18 protein-coding genes are annotated in these 17775 nt (G+C 27.5%); 11 read left to right on the forward strand and 7 right to left on the reverse strand.

Annotated features, from left to right (window positions below; genetic code table 11):
* Nucleotides 1-39: 39 nt before the first annotated feature.
* Complete coding sequence (locus MMARC5_RS05780; RefSeq protein ID WP_011868895.1) at nt 40-615, reverse strand: flavodoxin family protein; 576 nt, start codon at nt 613-615, stop codon at nt 40-42.
* A 120-nt stretch (nt 616-735) separates the two neighbouring features.
* Here MMARC5_RS05780 and MMARC5_RS05785 point away from each other — a divergent pair, with 120 nt between their 5' ends.
* The 3 genes from MMARC5_RS05785 to MMARC5_RS05795 all read left to right on the forward strand — a co-directional run bounded on the left by MMARC5_RS05785 (nt 736) and on the right by MMARC5_RS05795 (nt 3457).
* Nucleotides 736-1098 (forward strand): winged helix-turn-helix transcriptional regulator, encoded by a 363-nt coding sequence (locus MMARC5_RS05785; protein ID WP_011868896.1) that lies wholly within the window; start codon nt 736-738, stop codon nt 1096-1098.
* A 19-nt stretch (nt 1099-1117) separates the two neighbouring features.
* Complete coding sequence (locus tag MMARC5_RS05790) at nt 1118-1639, forward strand: hypothetical protein (protein WP_048058492.1); 522 nt, start codon at nt 1118-1120, stop codon at nt 1637-1639.
* A gap of 129 nt (nt 1640-1768) precedes the next feature.
* Nucleotides 1769-3457: a cation:proton antiporter gene (locus tag MMARC5_RS05795; protein ID WP_394296039.1), complete on the forward strand. Its 1689-nt coding sequence runs from the start codon at nt 1769-1771 to the stop codon at nt 3455-3457.
* A 103-nt stretch (nt 3458-3560) separates the two neighbouring features.
* Here the strand turns inward: MMARC5_RS05795 and MMARC5_RS05800 are convergent, their stop codons facing one another.
* Nucleotides 3561-4301, reverse strand: a complete 741-nt coding sequence (locus tag MMARC5_RS05800; RefSeq protein WP_011868899.1) for a winged helix-turn-helix domain-containing protein — start codon at nt 4299-4301, stop codon at nt 3561-3563.
* Between the two features lie 112 nt (nt 4302-4413).
* Between MMARC5_RS05800 and MMARC5_RS09675 the strand changes: the two genes are divergently transcribed.
* From MMARC5_RS09675 to MMARC5_RS05810, 3 genes are all read left to right on the forward strand, one after another.
* Nucleotides 4414-4557 carry a hypothetical protein gene (locus MMARC5_RS09675; RefSeq protein WP_155810375.1) on the forward strand — a complete coding sequence of 48 codons (144 nt, stop codon included), beginning with the start codon at nt 4414-4416 and terminating at the stop codon, nt 4555-4557.
* Nucleotides 4558-4619: 62 nt separating this feature from the next.
* The gene (locus tag MMARC5_RS05805; protein WP_011868900.1) at nt 4620-5678 is read left to right on the forward strand and encodes an epoxyqueuosine reductase; all 1059 of its coding nucleotides are present in this window, start codon (nt 4620-4622) and stop codon (nt 5676-5678) included.
* Nucleotides 5679-5703: 25 nt separating this feature from the next.
* Nucleotides 5704-6204, forward strand: coding sequence for a DUF2115 domain-containing protein (locus MMARC5_RS05810; RefSeq protein WP_048058493.1), 501 nt, complete (start codon nt 5704-5706; stop codon nt 6202-6204).
* Between the two features lie 175 nt (nt 6205-6379).
* On the opposite strand, the gene MMARC5_RS05815 is transcribed toward MMARC5_RS05810, so the two are convergent.
* Both MMARC5_RS05815 and MMARC5_RS05820 read right to left on the reverse strand, forming a co-directional pair.
* Nucleotides 6380-7006, reverse strand: a complete 627-nt coding sequence (locus MMARC5_RS05815) for a flavodoxin family protein (RefSeq protein WP_011868902.1) — start codon at nt 7004-7006, stop codon at nt 6380-6382.
* A gap of 425 nt (nt 7007-7431) precedes the next feature.
* Nucleotides 7432-7932, reverse strand: a complete 501-nt coding sequence (locus tag MMARC5_RS05820; RefSeq protein ID WP_231288445.1) for a MarR family winged helix-turn-helix transcriptional regulator — start codon at nt 7930-7932, stop codon at nt 7432-7434.
* Between the two features lie 1386 nt (nt 7933-9318).
* Here MMARC5_RS05820 and MMARC5_RS05825 point away from each other — a divergent pair.
* Both MMARC5_RS05825 and arsB read left to right on the forward strand, forming a co-directional pair.
* On the forward strand, nt 9319-9726 hold the full coding sequence (locus MMARC5_RS05825) for an arsenate reductase/protein-tyrosine-phosphatase family protein (RefSeq protein ID WP_011868904.1): 408 nt from the start codon (nt 9319-9321) through the stop codon (nt 9724-9726).
* 16 nt (nt 9727-9742) lie between these two features.
* The gene (gene arsB, locus MMARC5_RS05830) at nt 9743-10792 is read left to right on the forward strand and encodes an ACR3 family arsenite efflux transporter (protein WP_011868905.1); all 1050 of its coding nucleotides are present in this window, start codon (nt 9743-9745) and stop codon (nt 10790-10792) included.
* A gap of 465 nt (nt 10793-11257) precedes the next feature.
* On the opposite strand, the gene MMARC5_RS05840 is transcribed toward arsB, so the two are convergent.
* On the reverse strand, nt 11258-11482 hold the full coding sequence (locus MMARC5_RS05840) for a hypothetical protein (protein ID WP_048058563.1): 225 nt from the start codon (nt 11480-11482) through the stop codon (nt 11258-11260).
* A gap of 158 nt (nt 11483-11640) precedes the next feature.
* Between MMARC5_RS05840 and MMARC5_RS05845 the strand changes: the two genes are divergently transcribed.
* The 3 genes from MMARC5_RS05845 (at nt 11641) to MMARC5_RS05855 (ending at nt 13621) form a co-directional block, all read left to right on the forward strand.
* Nucleotides 11641-12603: a calcium/sodium antiporter gene (locus MMARC5_RS05845; protein ID WP_011868907.1), complete on the forward strand. Its 963-nt coding sequence runs from the start codon at nt 11641-11643 to the stop codon at nt 12601-12603.
* A 375-nt stretch (nt 12604-12978) separates the two neighbouring features.
* Nucleotides 12979-13269 carry a WYL domain-containing protein gene (locus MMARC5_RS05850; RefSeq protein WP_011868908.1) on the forward strand — a complete coding sequence of 97 codons (291 nt, stop codon included), beginning with the start codon at nt 12979-12981 and terminating at the stop codon, nt 13267-13269.
* 58 nt (nt 13270-13327) lie between these two features.
* Complete coding sequence (locus MMARC5_RS05855) at nt 13328-13621, forward strand: hypothetical protein (protein WP_011868909.1); 294 nt, start codon at nt 13328-13330, stop codon at nt 13619-13621.
* A gap of 1791 nt (nt 13622-15412) precedes the next feature.
* Here MMARC5_RS05855 and MMARC5_RS05860 read toward each other — a convergent pair.
* Entirely contained in the window at nt 15413-16009 is a 597-nt protein-coding gene (locus MMARC5_RS05860; protein ID WP_048058494.1) for a hypothetical protein, read from the reverse strand.
* Between the two features lie 51 nt (nt 16010-16060).
* Nucleotides 16061-17758: a hypothetical protein gene (locus tag MMARC5_RS05865; RefSeq protein ID WP_155810376.1), complete on the reverse strand. Its 1698-nt coding sequence runs from the start codon at nt 17756-17758 to the stop codon at nt 16061-16063.
* Between the last annotated feature and the right edge of the window lie 17 nt (nt 17759-17775).

Raw genomic sequence — 17775 nt, forward strand, 5'->3', positions numbered from 1 at the left:
ACATATATAATTTTCGATAATAAAAAAATAAAAATAAAATTACTTATTAATTTTCTTTAAAAGCCATGCGATATTTTTACCGAGAGTTTCCATTGTTTTCATACCTTCTTCATCGTCTGAAACTTCACCAATAGAATTTCCAATACCCATATTCCAGTAACTGGATCCAGGAATTATCATCTGGTTTATGGTAAACAAATTGTTCATTGTGTTAAACGCATGAATTGAACCTGCCCTTCTTACGGCAACAACAGACGCACCAACTTTTCTTTTTAATAAAACGTCATTTGCGAGAGAAACATAACCTAACCTATCTATAAAGGCTTTCATTTCCGCAGTAATGTCGGTAAAGTACGTTGGAGAACCGAGAATAATTCCGTCTGCATCAATTATTTTTTTAATATATTCATTGAGACTATCCGTTTGGATTATACATTTTTTATCTTTATTTTCAAAACATTTATTACATGCGATACAACCTCGAAGATTTTCGCCTGCAATATGTATCTGTTCTGTTTTTATTCCTTCTTTATTTAATTCTTCTAAAACCTTGTTTAAGAGAATGGAAGTATTTCCATTTCTTCTAGGGCTTCCATTAAATGCAATAACTTTCAAAATATCACCTCAAGCATGATAATACTTAAAACTTTTTAGAATATATAAAAAACAGAAACTATTAAGTAACAATGAAACTTTCTAGTATCATACTTACAATTTGGTAACTAGTGTATTATTATGTTAATTTGGAAAGGTAAAAAGTATATATGCCCTGTTGAAGTCACAATGGATATCATTGGCAAAAAATGGAAAGTATTAATTCTTTGGCATTTAAATGAAAGTACAAAGCGATTTTCTGAACTTAAAGAAGTAGTCCCTGGGATTAGCCAAAAAATGCTTGCACAGCAGTTAAAAGAGATGGAAGAAGATGGAATTATTAAAAAAACAATTTATCCAGAAATTCCACCAAAAGTAGAGTATTCTGTAACAGAATTTGGAAAAACTCTTTTTCCATTATTAAAATCAATGAATACTTGGGCAGAAACTTATTTGACTGAACGTGGAGATTATTCTGGCGATTTATGCAATAAAAAATGTTAAAGTTTAATGGGGGATAATTTTGGAAAATAAAACAATAATGTGGGTTTTAGCAGTATTAATATTACTAAATATGTTTCAAACAGTTCAAATTCAAAATATTTCTTCTGACTTGAAAATTCACGCAAATAAATTAGAAAATTTAAGATATGATTTTGAAAATTTAGAAAATACTATCGAAGAACCGCTACATTCAATTGAAGAGGGGCCATCAATTGTTGAAAAAAGTTCAATTCGAGTAATAGGCATTTCTAAAGAAAATAATGAAGTGAATATAGCTCTTTCTTGGACTTTGAAAGAACTAAAAAAAGGTGAAAAAGTCTATATTCAGGTAGGAACTGAAAATTTGGGTGAAATTAGTTTCAAAAACATTCCTGTATCTCCAATAGCAGGACTTTATTATGAAAAAAAGATAACCCTTCCATTAAATGGGGATTATCTATTTTGGATAGTAACTGAAAACAATGAATCAATCAAAACCAATTATCTCGATAAAATCAGTACTCATGAAAAAATAGTCGAAACTACTTCTTTAACGGAATAATTAAAATAAATTGACAAATTTAATATATATTTTAAAACTTAGTTAAATTCCTAAAAATATAAATTACTAGATTCATAAAATATAATTGAAGGTATTTTCAAAAACGAGAGGCTAATTTTGGTTCTTGACGTGTTCATTGAGGTTAGTTTAGTAATATTTGTTGCTTTTTTAATATCATTAGTCATGAGGATGCTAAAACAACCCTTAATTATCGGGTACATACTAACAGGAATATTGGTAAGCCCTTATTTTTTGAATATTGTACGATTTGAAGAATCCATATCTACCTTGGGCCACTATGGGGTAACTATTTTGTTATTTATGGTAGGAATTAGTTTAAATCCCGGATATTTCAAAGAAATTGGTAAAATTTCCGTAATAACGGGACTTGGACAAATAGTATTTACTTTTTCAATCGGATTTTTAATATCTATTTTTTTAGGATATTCTTATATCGAATCAATGTACATTTCAATTGCATTAACATTCAGTAGTACAATAATTATCATGAAATTAATTTCTGATAAAGGAGATATCGATAAATTATACGGTAAAATTTCTATCGGATTTTTAATCGTTCAGGATATTGTTGCAATGGCAATATTGATACTAATCTCTGCATTTAACGTACAATCCGGTGCTGGAGAACTATTATTTCTACTCCTATCAAAAATCGTTTTAATTTTAACCGCCATTTATATTTTTACAAAGTATGCTCTTTCAAATTTTATATCATATGCATCCAAAAATCAAGAATTTTTGTTTTTATTTTCATTGATGTGGTGTTTTACATTAGCTTCCATATTTCATCTTTTGGGGTTTTCAAGTGAAATCGGAGCATTGATTGCAGGCATTGTGCTTGCCATGTTTCCAGAACGTTATGAAATAGCTTCAAAAGTAAGGCCTTTAAGAGATTTCTTTTTGATTTTATTTTTTGTAGTTTTAGGAGTTCAGATGACATTTGAAACGTCAGGATCTTTCCTAATTCCTGCAATAATCCTTTCAATTTTTGTTTTGTTTGGAAACCCAATAATTGTCATGATACTTATGGGAGCTTTTGGATATACGAAAAAAACGGGATTTCTTGCAGGACTTACTGTAGCGCAGATTAGTGAATTTTCATTGATAATTGCGTCACTAGGGCTTAGGAATGGCCATCTTTCACAGGGAATAGTTTCAATGATTACACTTATTGGCATAATCACGATTGCAGGATCCAGCTACTTTATAACATATTCTGAAAAGATATATTCTTTACTTTCAAATTACCTTTCAATATTTGAAAAGAAGACTAAAATGTCTGAAAAAGACTTTAAAAATAAAAATACTGGAGAAATAATTCTTTTTGGTGCAGATAGAACTGGTAAAAATATATTAAACGTTATTGAAAATTCAAAAGAAAGATTCTTAATTATTGATTATAATCCAAAAATCATTAAAGATCTGTCCAAAAGAGGATATAATTCAATATATGGCGATGCATCAAATCTCGAATTGTTGAATGAATTGAATTTTAAAGAATCTAAAATGTTAATTTCTACAATTTCAGATATCGAAACAGACATTCTTTTGATAAAAACAATATTAAAATCAAACAAAAATGCGATTATTATCGTAATTGCGCATAAAATCGAAGATGCGATTAAATTATATGAAGAAGGTGCTAGTTACGTTATAATGCCGCATTTTTTAGGAAGTATTCATGCATCCTTAATGATTCAAAAATACGGGCTAAATATCGAAGAATTTTTAAAAGAAAAAAGTAATCATATGGAATCTTTGAAAAAATCTCAAGAATTATTTAGGCATACAAAATAAACTTTTTTTGATATTATTAAAGAAAATATTTTCATTTTTAATTTCTGAAATAAATGATATAAAAACACTTTTGGAACATATGCATAAAATTAAAATTTAATTTTTAAAAAACTTTACCATAAATTCCCAAAATTCCGTTCAATACATCAATCCCTCGTTTTGTAATCATATAATCTCCACGGTCGCTTCTCTGCATTATCATTTCAGAATCTTGCAATTTTTTTAAGTGAAATAACAGATTTCCAGCTTTTAATCCCGTTATTTTTGAAATGTCTGAAAATGTTTTTGTTTCTGAAACTAAAGACTTCAAAATCAACAGCCGGTGTTTATTTGAAATCGGTTCAAGCATTAAATCGATAATTTCTTCTTCTGAAATATTTATTTCCATGTTTTCATGTTTTTCAGAATAAATTCCAAGAGTTTTCATTAAATCAATCTGTTTTTCAAATAATCTAACTGTTTCAGAATAACAAACGTCACATTTTTCATAAGGGAGTTTTTCTTTTAAGTTTTCTAAATTTTTACGGATATTTACTATTTTTTCTTCTGAAATGCTGTTTTCGGTTATATTTTCTGCAGAGCTATTTAATATATTTAAAAATGTTCCAAAACATCTACTTTTCATTTCACAATCCGAAATCATGCTATTTTCAAGACATGATTTCGATTCTTTTAATGTATTGTTGTAAAAAATATTAGAATATTTTTCTCTGAGTTCATTTAATATAAATTCAACATGTTGTTGGTTTGATTTTTCTATAAAGTGATTTAAACGGTTATTTAGTTTTGAAAGTTCATCTTTTATTTGATTTATATCATCAGAGTTTACAAAAACGTTTTCCATATTTATCACGAGGTCATTTGAATATACTAAATAAGTTTTAAGTATATTTTGTTGACGCTTAAGTATATATTACTTACCCCATATAGAATTTTTGTAAAACTTTGGTGATAATATGAGCAACTGTTGTAAAAATGAAAACTGTAATTGTGCAGATCAAAACTGTCCAAACAGAGGCGACTGTAAGGCCTGCATCAACACACACTTAAAAGCAGGGTCTTTAGTTTACTGTATGCAAGATATGCTTGAAAAGAAATAATTTTGAAAACCACCCCATTTATTTTTTTGGTATTATTTAAAAAATTTAAAATTGGCGATATTATGCAGGCGTTAACTCCCGAAAAACTTTCTGAATTATTAATAGATATGGCAAAACGACTTGGTTCAAGTCATGTTGGAATAAATAATAAGGAAACTTTAAAAGATAGCCATTTTACAACAGATTTAGGATACGTGCTAAAAGGCGCAAATTCAGCAATTACTTTTGCAGTTCCTTTTTCAGAAGAAAATTTAGATGAATATATCGATAAATACCTTTCAAAAAAAGACCATAAAACATTTGAAAAGTGTAAAGTTAGAGCAACTACCCTTGCAAATGGTATTGCACTTGAAATAGCTAGTTTTTTAGATCAGATTGGTTATGGGTCAAAAGCAGTTAATTCGAATTATGAATACAGAAAAGAAAACTTAAAAATGGTTCCCCCAATTTCGCATAAATTATTAGCATTAAGAAGCGGTATTGGGCATATTGGGTATTCAAGCCTTATAATAACAAAAGAATATGGTTCATCAGTTGCATTTGCGACAGTTGTAACAACAGCGGAGTTAATTCCTACAAAACCCCTCCCAGCTGAAGAAAATTATTGTAATAACTGTAAATTATGTTCTGCGTGTTGTCTTTCAAATTACAGGTTAAACGAAGAAATTAATGGTGATATTGGTGGAGTAAAGTATACTCATGCAAAAACTGACGATCCTGCTAGGTGTATTCACGTATGTGGTGGTTTTTCAGGCCATGGTGGAAAAAAATGGTCTACATGGTCCCCGGCAAGATTTGAAATTCCAAAAGATAATAATGAATTAATAAATGTTATGCACAACAAGGCCATTCCAAAACATGTAATGAGAAGTAAAATCGCAGGATTTGAAGGAGGATTTTATCATCCTAGAATGCCCGGGTTTAAAATGGAATATACATGCAGTTTATGTCAAGTAATCTGCCATAAAGACCCCGAAGTTAGAAAAGAACGGTATAGAAAATTAGTGAATAGTGGCGTAATTATTGAAAAGAATGGAAAAAGAATGGCTGTATCTGCAGAAGAAGCTAAAAAATGGCTTGATTCACTTCCCGAAGAAAAAAGAAAATTATATACTGAATAATTTAATATTTTTTTAAATGATAGTTATGAACTCAAAAGAATTATTTAAAAATTTAAAGGAAAAAGCAAGAGATTACCCAGTATCCGACCTAATAAAAGTAAAATACTATTTTGATCGAGAAATGAAAATAGTTTTAAAAAAATACCGTGAAAATTTTGTTTATAGTTACTTTGGGCTATTTTATGAAACACTCATGGAAATAAAAAATAAATCCGAATCTGAAATTCCAACATTTGATCTGGACGAAGTCGAAATTCAAAAACTAAACGAAAGAATTGATTTTGTATCGTTAGAACTTAAAACTGAAAAGGGACGTGAAGAAATTATAACTCTTGAGAAAATAGTGTATCCATACCTTGTATTTATTTCTAAAAAGCCACTTCACCACCTTAGTTTAAGATTTCCAGGTGGGAATACAATTATTGAAAAAAAAGGAATTTATTTTTGCCCAATTCGGGATGCTCAGGAAAATGATCTCGGAATATGTGAATTTTGCTGTTGTAAGGATTATACTGATTTATATTGATTATTTTTAAATTTTTATGAACTAGTTTAATCCCAAAAGATCATGCTTAATATAAAAATAAAGTTTCGAAAATATGGAAATATGTTATATTTAAAAATAATATATCCATAAATACGGATCTTATATTTAACAAACTTTTTCTTTTTTAAATTAAAACAAACCGTTTAAAAAAGAATTATTTATCCATTTTAATAGATTCTGCAATATTTCTTCTAAGAAACATATATTTTCCAAGTTTCTTTCCTGCATTTTCTGCTTTTTTTATGTTTTCAGGAATTTCATTTACTTTTCCAGCTTCAAATACTTTCAATACTTTTAAATTTTCTATTACTCGATATCCAAGAGCTTCTAAAGGTTTGCTCAATGCCAGTGGCGTAAATCCCATATCTTCTTCTCGTTCCTGTTCACATACTGAAACAGTAACTGCATATTTTAACCCTAAAACTTCATTCAATGGTATCCATACAGATCTGTCATTTGAATCAAATATTTCATAACAATAAAGTCTATCCAGGAATGCTTTTGTTTCAGCTGTAATATTGTAAAAATAGGTGGGCGATCCGATTACTATTGCGTCAGCTTCCATGATTTTTTTATATATTCCTTGCATATCGTCTTTAAGCACACATTTGTAAGTTTTTCTGCAACCTTCACAGCCATTACAGCTTGAATAGTTATAATCAGATAAAAATAGTTTTTCAGTTTCAATATTCATTTCTTCAAGGGTAGATAATATTTTAGAAACCATTGTTGCGGTATTTCCAGCTTTCCTGTTACTTCCGATAATTCCAAGTACTTTCATGATTTTTCTCCATTAATTTTTTCTAAAAATACTGGTTTATAACATTTTTGTTAGTTAATGCTCTAAAATTGTTTTTCCCAATAAATGTCTTAAAATAAATAAATAAATAAATAAATAAATAAATAAATAAATAAATAAATAAATAAATAAATAAATAAATAAATAAATAAATAAATAAATTATTCGAAAAAGAAAAGTGTTGTTGAATTTTAAAATTTAAACTGCAATGTGGTGTTTAAATTGGCCATGTACTGCCAAAACCTAGATCTTGTTAAACATTTAGCTTAACTCGGAACTTTTTGAACATTTAAAATACTTAATCATTGCAAAAGTACACCATTCTAAAACTCACCATATTCCATTTTTTTTTAGTTAATTATTCATTTATGAATATGAAATATAAGATAAATATTGTATTTTCCAAGCTATAATGCAATTATTCTACCTTCAATTTTTTTCCCACTTGGATTTTGGGAATAAATTAAAGAAAGTTTTTTATTCAAATGGCTTCCAATTTTTTCATATAATTTATCAAGAGTTTCAAGTTCTTCAGGAGTTAATGCTTTTGAAAATTCATCTATCGTAGCTAAATTCATTTCTTCTTTCCAACGGAACATCAACTTTCCTTTTTCAGTTAATTCAATATGTACTCCCCGTTTATCAAATTCTTCAGATTTTATTCTTTTAATATATCCTTTTTTTTCTAATTTTTTGGTCATATTTGTAATTGCAGTACTTGTGTAGTGCAATTTTTCTGCAATTTCGGAAATTTTAGGATTTTCCATATAATATACTGTTTCAAGATAAATTTTATCGCTCATGCTGATTTCCAAAAATTCTTTTTTTGGAATTCCTTGATAGAGGCAATTTCTTGAAACTGCATACATATATTCCCATATCTTATACGTGTCATTTACCAATTCCATAATTAAACCTACAATAATATTCCCAATATTTTTCAAATATGATTTGATCAATATATATTGGTTTTATAAATTACTTGGGGACTGCCAGTTTAATGTAATTACTTTAAAATATCTGTTACGATTCCAATTCAGTTATGTATCTCCATTAAATTTTAATAACTAATTATAATTTCAAAACAATAAATGTTAATTAATACTCGTTTATTAAAAATCATATATATAATTTTATCGATGATTTAATTTTAAAACTAAAAAAGGAAGATTAATATTTTATCGAAGAATAATTATTTTAATCCAATTTAAACCATTAAATTCTGTTTATTATTAAAGTTTTTGATTTTTTCACGATGAAAAGTAGTAATAAGTAGAATACTAAATAAACCCATATGTGGGATAATATCCCATACTTCTACTTTGTGAATAAATTTGAGTCTAGGGTTTGTTAAACAAATATTGCCTAAAATATCATACACCATAATGGAAATAGCTTAAAACCGAAATGTAACCGTATTTCGCAGATACGAACTTTTTTTATCTTTCTTTTTTCAATCAGTTCAAAAAGAGTAATTTAATTTGAGAAAATGGTTATTAAAATTTAAAAAGGGCATATAATGCGTTAAAATTTGTTTAAATGTTTTAAAAGAGCTTTGAATTTGTTAAAATACTGTTTAAAAAAGTTAATGATGTAGGGCAGTTCAAAATATCCCCAAAAATGAACTGCCCCCGTATATGAAAACTTTCATAACCACTAATAAATCCCCCAAGACCCAAGAGTCCCACCTTGGGCATATAAATCTCTTAAAATGGCCATATTTAAACTTTAGGGTAATAAAAACAATATAGTGGGTTAAAATTGGTGAAAAATGAATTTAATTCAAATACAAGGCGATTTAGTTGGAAAATATCTGCCAAATGTCGTTATAATTATTCAATTTCTCTTAAAATAACAGATCATGGAATACAAAACATTGAATCGTATCAAAAACCTTGTTGATAAAGTTTTAAAGTTTATAAAAAACCAAAATAAATAATTTTATATTGGCTACTGTTAAATTTAAACAAACACATCACCCAACATTTTCTATCAAAAGATGAAAAACAATTTTTATAGAATTTTCGGTTATAAAACCCGTAAGAAAATCAAAGTAATAATATTTTTAATTTTTATGGTTTTTCTAACTTCAAAAAGGACCTATTTTTTCAGAAACTTAGACCAACTGATATGGCCATTTTAAATTTAAACATAAATAATTTTTAACTAAATCATGTATCCATTAATCTAAATATTTTGAAAATACATCAATATATATCGATTTATATTGGTATATCGAAAATAATAAATATATTTCAAAATATATCGAATTTTATAAGTATCTCGGTGAAAAATTGGACAGCTTTTCTGAAATTTCAAATGAAAAAATAGCATTTGTATGCATCCACAACAAAAGGCGAAGTGTAATGGCGGAATCTTTTGCAAAAAATCTTGGGTTAAACGCATACAGTGCAGGGCTCGAAAAAACAGAACATGTTGATGAAAAAATAGTTGAAGTAATGAATGAATTAGGGCTAAAAGTTAAAGAAAAGCCGGAAACTATTTCAGAACTTAACTTAAAAATAGGGAATATCGATATTTTAGTTACCCTTGGGTGTATTGGTTCATGCCCTATCGTTCCTGCAAAAAAATACATTGCTTGGAATATAAAAGACCCTGCCGGAAAAGAACTTGAAGTTTATCGAAAAATTCGGGATGAAATAAAAATAAAAGTTGAAGAACTTTTAAAAAGTGAATTTTAAATTGGGTGAACACAAAATGGCAAATGGAATTGGTTTTTTTGAAAAATACCTTTCAGTATGGGTATTTTTTTGTATTGTTTTTGGAATACTTCTTGGAAACTTTTTGCCAGAACTTCCAAGTTATTTATCCAAACTTACGATTTCTCAGGTAAATCTTCCAATCGCTATTTTGGTTTGGTTTATGATCTACCCGATGATGGTAAAAATAGACTTTTCTGCGGTTAAAAATCTTGGAAAATCGCATCTTGTAAAAGGACTTTCGTTAACCTGGATTGTAAACTGGCTGATAAAACCATTTAGCATGTTTTTAATCGCATATTTCTTCCTTGTAACTGTATTTTCGCAGTATTTTGGATTATTGCCATTAGAACTTGCAAAAGAATACGTTGCGGGAGCCATACTTCTTGGAGCAGCACCTTGCACTGCAATGGTTTTTGTATGGTCACACCTTTCAAAAGGGGATCCATTTTACACGCTTTTACAGGTATCCACAAATGATTTAATAATATTATTGGCATTTGCACCAATTGTTGGTTTTTTAATGGGTTTATCAAATATTCCAGTTCCATATAACACATTAATTCTTTCAGTAGGTTTATTTGTTGTAATTCCTTTGATTTTTGGGTACTATTCGAGAAAATACATTTTAAAAAATAAAGGAATAAAATGGTTTGAAAACATATTTATCCCAAAATTAAACAACATTTCCATTTTCGGGTTGCTGTTGACGTTAATTTTATTATTCTCGTTTCAGGGCGATTTGATTTTAAACAATCCATTATATATCTTATTAATTGCAATTCCTTTGATTATCCAGACATATTTTATATTTGGAGTTTCCTACATCTGGGGATTTAAGTGGAAACTTCCACATAACGTATGTGCTCCAGCATCATTTATTGGTGCAAGCAACTTCTTTGAACTTGCGGTTGCTGTTGCAATTTCACTTTTTGGAATTGAAAGCGGTGCTGCCCTTGCAACTACTGTTGGAGTTTTAGTTGAAGTTCCAGTGATGTTGAGCCTTGTAAAAATTGCAAATCGAACTAAAAACCGTTTTAAATTATAATACTTAATTTTACTCTTTTTAGGTAATATTCAATAGGTAAAGGTTTCAGGTTTTAACATTTTTAAAATATATTTTTAATAAGGCAATAATATTTTAGCAACATATGTTCTCAAAATATTTCGTAAACTTAGGTTTAATCTATTCAAAGTTAAAAAAGCAAAAATTTAAAATTTTTAAATATTTTTAATTAATAATTGAAATATTGTTAAAATTAAGTAAACCTTGTCCTGGTGTTCAATATCCAATAATCTTACAGTATTTCCATCGATTTCGTAAACTATGGCATAAGATGAATGAACGTGGGCTCGTCTTGATCACTGCATATCACCACGTAGTGGCTTGTAGTGTTCAGAATTTTCCAAAATTTCGCTTACTTTTTTATTCACTGCTTCCATGAACTTTTATCACGAAAATGTTTTTTTAGTTTTTTATCAGCTTTTTTAGATATTAGTAAGTCATAAATCATTATTTTAACCCATAGTGTTTAGCAAAATCCTTAACAGGAATAAACTCTCCTTTTCGAATTTTTTCTAGTTTTTCAAGGTATTCTGGCCTAACTTCTGGTCCTTCGACAACATATTTCATGAAAGTTTCAATCTGTCTGCTCATGTTTAGTCCCTGTTCATCACAATATTCAGAAAATTTTTTAACTACTGTTTCATCAATGCTGTAAGTTCGCTTAACATTCATGTCAAGTTTTATATTTATATGGGAATATTTATTTACACATAAATACATTTTTTTAAGTTAATACTAATTAAAAAACCATTTTTAGTCTACAGGTTTAATTTATATAATGACAAAATGAAAAGTTTATTAATGGAGTTAAATTTTTAAAATGTGGCATTATGTTGGAATATTTTATATTATATCTAATATTTGGGGGTATTTTACTCATATATGGCAGTGAATGGTTCATTGCTGGAAGCATAAGTATTGCAAAACATCTCAAGATTTCAAATTTTGTAATCGGTGCAACAATTGTCGCATTTGGAACGTCACTTCCTGAAATTGTAACAAGTAGCTATGCTGCACTTTCTGGATCCCCCGACCTTGCAGTTGGAAATGCTGTTGGAAGCTGCATTGCAAATATCGGAATTATTTTGGGAATTAATCTATTATTGTACCCAATAATCATTAAAAAAAGAGAAATCTTAAAAAATGGAAATATTTATCTTTTAGCAACGATTTTACTGGTTATTTTGGGCTACAACGGCTTTTCAAGATTTGACGGACTGATATTATTTCTTTTTATGATTATTTACGTGATATATACAATTAAAACGAATGAATCTGACAGTGAAGAAATTATTTCAGATATTACTGTTAAAAAAGCATTGTTATTTATTTTAATTGGTTTAGTGGGGGTAATTTTGGGAAGTGATTTACTAATAATGGGTGCAAAAGGGATTGCAGAATATTTCAACATCCTTGAAAGTATTATTGGATTTTCACTCGTTGCATTTGGAAATTCATTGCCTGAACTTGCAACATCAATATCTGCTGCAAGAAGAAATCTTGGAATTATTGTTCTTGGAAATGTAATCGGAAGCAATATTGCAAATATTTGTATCGCATTGTCAGTTTCTGCGATGATTGTAGATATTCCCAAATACAACGTGGAATTGATGGTAAATACGTTCATGGCATTTTTACTAATTTTTACTTTAAATCGGGAAAAAATAAAGAAAATATTAAACTTTAAAAACGTTAAAATGGAGTATTTCTCAAAAATGGATGAAATTGATGGTATTTTTTATATATCGACCTATTTGATATTTTTAGCATATCTTTTAGGGAAGACATTTTAATTATAATTATTTATTTTTCCATTTTATGAGACATTTGATTTCTATTTTTAAAACAACATGATTTTAAACTGAATTTTAAACATTTGCCAAAATATTAATATTGCAATTTTTAGAAATTATACTGCTGAAGAAATAATTTCTTCAGACCCGAATTGAACAGATTTAAAAATGGCTTTTTCAGACCTCTTGGAGCATTTTAAATTCTAAAATGTATTTAATTTGCTCCAATTTTTAAAAATCCTTTTAAGTTCTTTTTTACGAGATTATTTCAATTTAACCCCGCATATTGGTTTTGATCACCTAAAAAGTTTAATAATGCTATTTTTAAAATTTATATCACTAAGGTGGAGAACCATTTTGTCGAGGGGGAATTAAATGGTAATAAATACTTTAAAAACGGCAATAAAAAGTAAAAAAACAGTTACTTTTCAATATGAAGGTCTGCCAAGAGTAGTTGAACCGCACATGATTGCAATAACCGATACTGGAAAATGGATCTTAAAAGCATTTCAGACATGGACCTTTGAGTCAAGAAATCGGCCTGATTGGAAGTTTTTTTCAATTCCAAATATCAAAGATTTAATTATGATGAACAAATCTTTTGAATCTAAAAAAGATTTTGAAAAAAACCAATTATATATTGATAAAATAATAATTCAGGTTTAAATAGACTTTTTATTTTTAAATATTTTCAAACGGTTATTCAAATTCTTTAGGGGATAATATGATTAATCAGTTTCAAAGGAATATATTAAATTACGCTTATTTAAGGTATATGTCAGGATCTCCAGTATTTACATTTGGAAATATTATAACTTATTTTAAAGAATGTAGTGGGGATAAACTAATTAAAAATTTAAAAAAACTCTCGAGAATGAATTTAATTCAGATACAGGGCGATTTAGTTAACAAACAAATAGATAACTTTCAATTTAATTATTCAATTTCCATTAAAATAACAGATTATGGAATAAATAATATTGAATCCCGTCAAAAAAGCCCTTGGATAACGTTATAAAGTTTATGAAAAACTAAAGAGTAATTAATTGTTTATTTTTAAGGAATTTAACAGTCCTTATCTTTTTTGCTGATGTTTTTTCTGCACATCTTGATTTTCCTGCAAATTAAAGGCAGATGTCATATTAACACTTTTAAAATTGGATATATGTTACCAGATTTCAGATAAAACTCCTCTAAAAAAGTCTTTTTTGTTACCCCATATATGTCTTAATTATTAAATTTTAGATCAATTTAAATCAGAAAATCTAATGGAAAAAATATTAATGGGTGCCAACAATATAATTTATAAGGGGAATTTTCCCCCCCATTAATCCTGAACAAACATTTTGAAATAGGGGATAGTTTATAGGATTTAAAAAAGTTGGATTATAAATATGGGGATTTTATTTAATTTGGGGAAATTAAATATTTTCAACACGATTTTTAATATTTGGGAGAATTATTTCTCCCAGATCCCACTCGTAAGAATTTTTACTTAGATAAACATATACATAAATTCTCTTTTCAAATTAGATCATTTATACTAATCGATCAATATATTAATCAACTGAACCCTTTCGATTCCATATTAAAAATATTGTATATTTTGTATTGATATTTGGCCATTGAACTTCCTAAAAATGATTTAAATTATTAATTAAATTATGTAATCGGCTTTTAAAAACGTAAGATATGAATCTAAATCGATAAATATCAAATAAAAAGATTTAAAAAATAAAAATAGTAAATTAAGGTCTTATCTTCCCATAACTCTCAAATACTCTCTTTTTAAAGATTCTTTGTTTTTGTGAAGATATATTGTTATTTTGGAATGCCTATAACAAAAACACAAATATCACATATTGTTTGCCATATATTGAATAACTATTTAAAATTAAATGAGGAGTATTGTGGAAGTAACCAAAAAAAATAAAACGTTCTGAACTCGAAAATGAAATTGCAGGGTTGGAAAGAATCTAAAACAATTGATGCAGATATAACAGTAACGAGGGACAAAAACAATCTAAATTTTGCACTTAATTATGTTTGTGGTGATGTTTTTTTCGCAGGTATGGTTTATACAGGATCTACAATTGGTGGCCTTCCCATGGGGTGATGCTTTTAAAATATGGCTTATTATGATGATACTTCAAATGGATCTTACTATCTATTGAACAAGGAGATTAGAAAAGACAGGATCTTGATTACCATATTAGATAATGAATAATATCTAACATTTTCGTAATTTTGTCAGAGTAAGTGTTTGATGTTAATTTATTTAAAAATTAGAAATTAAGAATGGTTGATTAATCGAATATCCGAAAATGGGGTAAAGATATGTTGATTTATTTTCGGTTAGTGGGCATTTGGATTTCAAGTCCCGATTTAAAAAAAATTAGCATATCTTTTTCCATTTTCAATTTAAAGAAGAATATGGTCATTTTGTTAAACTTAGTTGAAAATTTTGCAAGAGAATGTTACGAAAAACGATCCAGTAATTAAGTTAGGTCCTTATGCCCTTGAAAATTGAGGATTTTGAAAATAAAATTGTTTTAGGTATGTGGGATTAGCAGGACGAAACGTAATTACTGTATAAATCTGATAAATTTTAAAACTTCGTTTTAAATTTTAAGAATATTTTGGATTTATTTAAATAAAAACTTCGATTTTGTAAAGATTTACTTTTTAGGATTAATCCCCGATGTAAATATTAAACCTTAAAGATAATTTAAAAGAATATTTTGTGTTTAATTTGAAAATATTGAAGATTTGAAAAATAAGCATTACACAATAAAAATCATTACTTAGTTTATTTGGGTATCCAACTTTCCAATCTGAAATCAAGTTTTTCCAATTTTATCAACTTCTTTTTTATTTTCCTTAATTTATTATATGTGATACACAATAGCCCAAAAGAACATATTGCAAATATTCCTGAACCTATTTTCATAAAATATTCGGTAAATGAAAAAGTAAAACTCAACATAGCGATTATTACAGGGATATACAAAAATATATTGATCATAACCAAAACTAAAATCATAGGCCATGACTCCTTTGGAAACAGATGATAAACTGTGCTGTATTCATCTTTTTTTAATACTTTTATTCTAAGAATATTACATGCCACAATATAATTTATTGTAAATTTTAAATCCAATATTTCAGATAATATGATACTTATTATAAAATTTATAATTGAGATACCTGCCAAAATCATAAAATTTTCGTGGAATGCAGAATAAAAAGCATAAGCTACAGGTATAGAAAGAGAATATATCGTAAAAACTAATTTAATATATTCCATCATTTTATTATTTAGGTGCGCATACAGATTTAAATCATGATCTATTGCTTTTTTTAAATTTTCCCGCTTTAATTCATCTAATTCTTTTATATTGTCCATAATACCCCCGTTTAATTTAACTAATTCCCAATACATATTTTATCATTATAATTACTGCGATCTTGAAATGATTTCCGACTTTACATTCAAAAAGTTTTTATTTTTATACTGATTAGGAAGCCTAATAACATATTCTGAAAGATCTTCGAAGTCTAAAATCTGATAATTTTCAAAAGTTGGTTCTGACTGTTTAATTTCTTCATAAACGTTTGATAACTCCCCTAAAACACTATCTGAATTTCTTCCAAATATTAAATAACGATTCAATCTTTCCCCATAATACCGATAAACAGGATCTGTCGAAAAAATGTTTAATTCAAAATATAGTTGTAAAAACATGCTTAAAATTATTTTTTTAATATATTTAAAGCGGTCTTGGCCCAATGGAAACAGACGTATCATTTCTAGCATATCTAGAAGCATGTAATCCACCAAAGTTTTATCGGTATTCATTTCAGTGTATTCAGAAATTATTTTTTTAACATTATCAATTTGGAGTTTTAATAAAAATACCAAATAATACTGGTACATACTCCTAAAGCCGTTATGCGTATTATTTGGTGTTGCTTTAATCATGTTTTGTACCAGATGTCGATATAAATTTATAATTACTCCAGAATAATAGTATTTTAATGTAAAAAGGGAATAATTAGATATTTTATCTAAAAATTTAATGAAAACATATACTGGCGATTTCCAATGATTATTTTCATGTTCAAAAAAATTTTCTGTATGGTTTTCTTCGTTTCTGATACCATTCAAGTATAAATTAACCTCACTCATCATTTCAAACAGAATTTCCTCAAATATAAAAATGTTCATATAATTTTCGTCCCTAAATATTCCTAAAAAGTATTTATCACCACTAGTTTCATGATGGTCACGATATCTTCCATCATATTCTAATCGAATTTCATGATAAAAAATGCTATTTCTATCGTTTAATAAGTATTTTATTACCTTTGACCAATGTAACTCCTTATTCTTTAAAAAGTCGGATTTTAAAATTTTAAAACCTAATTCAGGTTTTTGTTCAAATAGTATTTGAATAAACTCTTCATTCCGCAATACCATTATTATAAATTTCTTAAAATAACTATCAAAACTGGCAGTAACTCCAAAAATAGTATTTAAAAATATCAAATATGCAGTACTTGGAAACTTTAGCAGTTCTTTATATAATTTATCAAATTTTTGAAAAAACCAGCCATTAAAAGTTAATTTCTTGGATAAATTAATATATTTAGCAATACTCTGCCTAACGTTATTCAGTTCTAAATTATCGATTGAAAAATTTAGTTTAGTCAAATATTCTACAAATCCAATAAAAATGCCTAAAGCGATTGAAATATTGTATATTATGACTTTTGCAGTATTAAAAAATATTTTAAAAATGTAGTGTATTAATTTTAAAAATAGATCAAAAGTTTTAAAAATTTGGACCATAATGTTGCTAACAGAAGTATATGATTTTAAAAAATATCTTAAAGATATTACTCTTAATCTTTTTTCAGGATCCTGAATTAGTCTACCATAATATCGGTCTAAATCTTCTACCATCAAACCATATTCTTTTTTGTAAAATAAGTCCGTCAAATTATCAATAAACGCTTTTTTTCGATATACCCCCAAATTATTTAATTTAAAACTAAAAAATAACGCTAAACTGGAAACATATAAATATACAACGGTTGCTAAAGGATTTTCAGGATTTGTGACACCTGCACTAAGAGTAGTATTACATGCCATCGTTATAGCCGTTTCTT

It is taken from the genome of Methanococcus maripaludis C5 (assembly GCF_000016125.1).
Classification (GTDB): Archaea; AGJL01; Methanococci; order Methanococcales; family Methanococcaceae; genus Methanococcus; species Methanococcus maripaludis_D.

What these genes read in the sequence shown, in the direction of transcription:
- MMARC5_RS05785 (WP_011868896.1), top strand. Translation starts at nt 736, where the DNA reads ATGTTAATTTGGAAAGGTAAAAAGTATATATGCCCTGTTGAAGTCACA.
- MMARC5_RS05800 (WP_011868899.1), bottom strand. Translation starts at nt 4,301, where the DNA reads ATGGAAAACGTTTTTGTAAACTCTGATGATATAAATCAAATAAAAGAT.
- MMARC5_RS09675 (WP_155810375.1), top strand. Translation starts at nt 4,414, where the DNA reads ATGAGCAACTGTTGTAAAAATGAAAACTGTAATTGTGCAGATCAAAAC.
- MMARC5_RS05805 (WP_011868900.1), top strand. Translation starts at nt 4,620, where the DNA reads ATGCAGGCGTTAACTCCCGAAAAACTTTCTGAATTATTAATAGATATG.
- MMARC5_RS05810 (WP_048058493.1), top strand. Translation starts at nt 5,704, where the DNA reads ATGAACTCAAAAGAATTATTTAAAAATTTAAAGGAAAAAGCAAGAGAT.
- MMARC5_RS05815 (WP_011868902.1), bottom strand. Translation starts at nt 7,006, where the DNA reads ATGAAAGTACTTGGAATTATCGGAAGTAACAGGAAAGCTGGAAATACC.
- MMARC5_RS05820 (WP_231288445.1), bottom strand. Translation starts at nt 7,932, where the DNA reads ATGGAATTGGTAAATGACACGTATAAGATATGGGAATATATGTATGCA.
- arsB (WP_011868905.1), top strand. Translation starts at nt 9,743, where the DNA reads ATGGCAAATGGAATTGGTTTTTTTGAAAAATACCTTTCAGTATGGGTA.
- MMARC5_RS05840 (WP_048058563.1), bottom strand. Translation starts at nt 11,482, where the DNA reads ATGAATGTTAAGCGAACTTACAGCATTGATGAAACAGTAGTTAAAAAA.
- MMARC5_RS05845 (WP_011868907.1), top strand. Translation starts at nt 11,641, where the DNA reads ATGTTGGAATATTTTATATTATATCTAATATTTGGGGGTATTTTACTC.
- MMARC5_RS05850 (WP_011868908.1), top strand. Translation starts at nt 12,979, where the DNA reads ATGGTAATAAATACTTTAAAAACGGCAATAAAAAGTAAAAAAACAGTT.
- MMARC5_RS05855 (WP_011868909.1), top strand. Translation starts at nt 13,328, where the DNA reads ATGATTAATCAGTTTCAAAGGAATATATTAAATTACGCTTATTTAAGG.
- MMARC5_RS05860 (WP_048058494.1), bottom strand. Translation starts at nt 16,009, where the DNA reads ATGGACAATATAAAAGAATTAGATGAATTAAAGCGGGAAAATTTAAAA.
- MMARC5_RS05865 (WP_155810376.1), bottom strand. Translation starts at nt 17,758, where the DNA reads ATGGCATGTAATACTACTCTTAGTGCAGGTGTCACAAATCCTGAAAAT.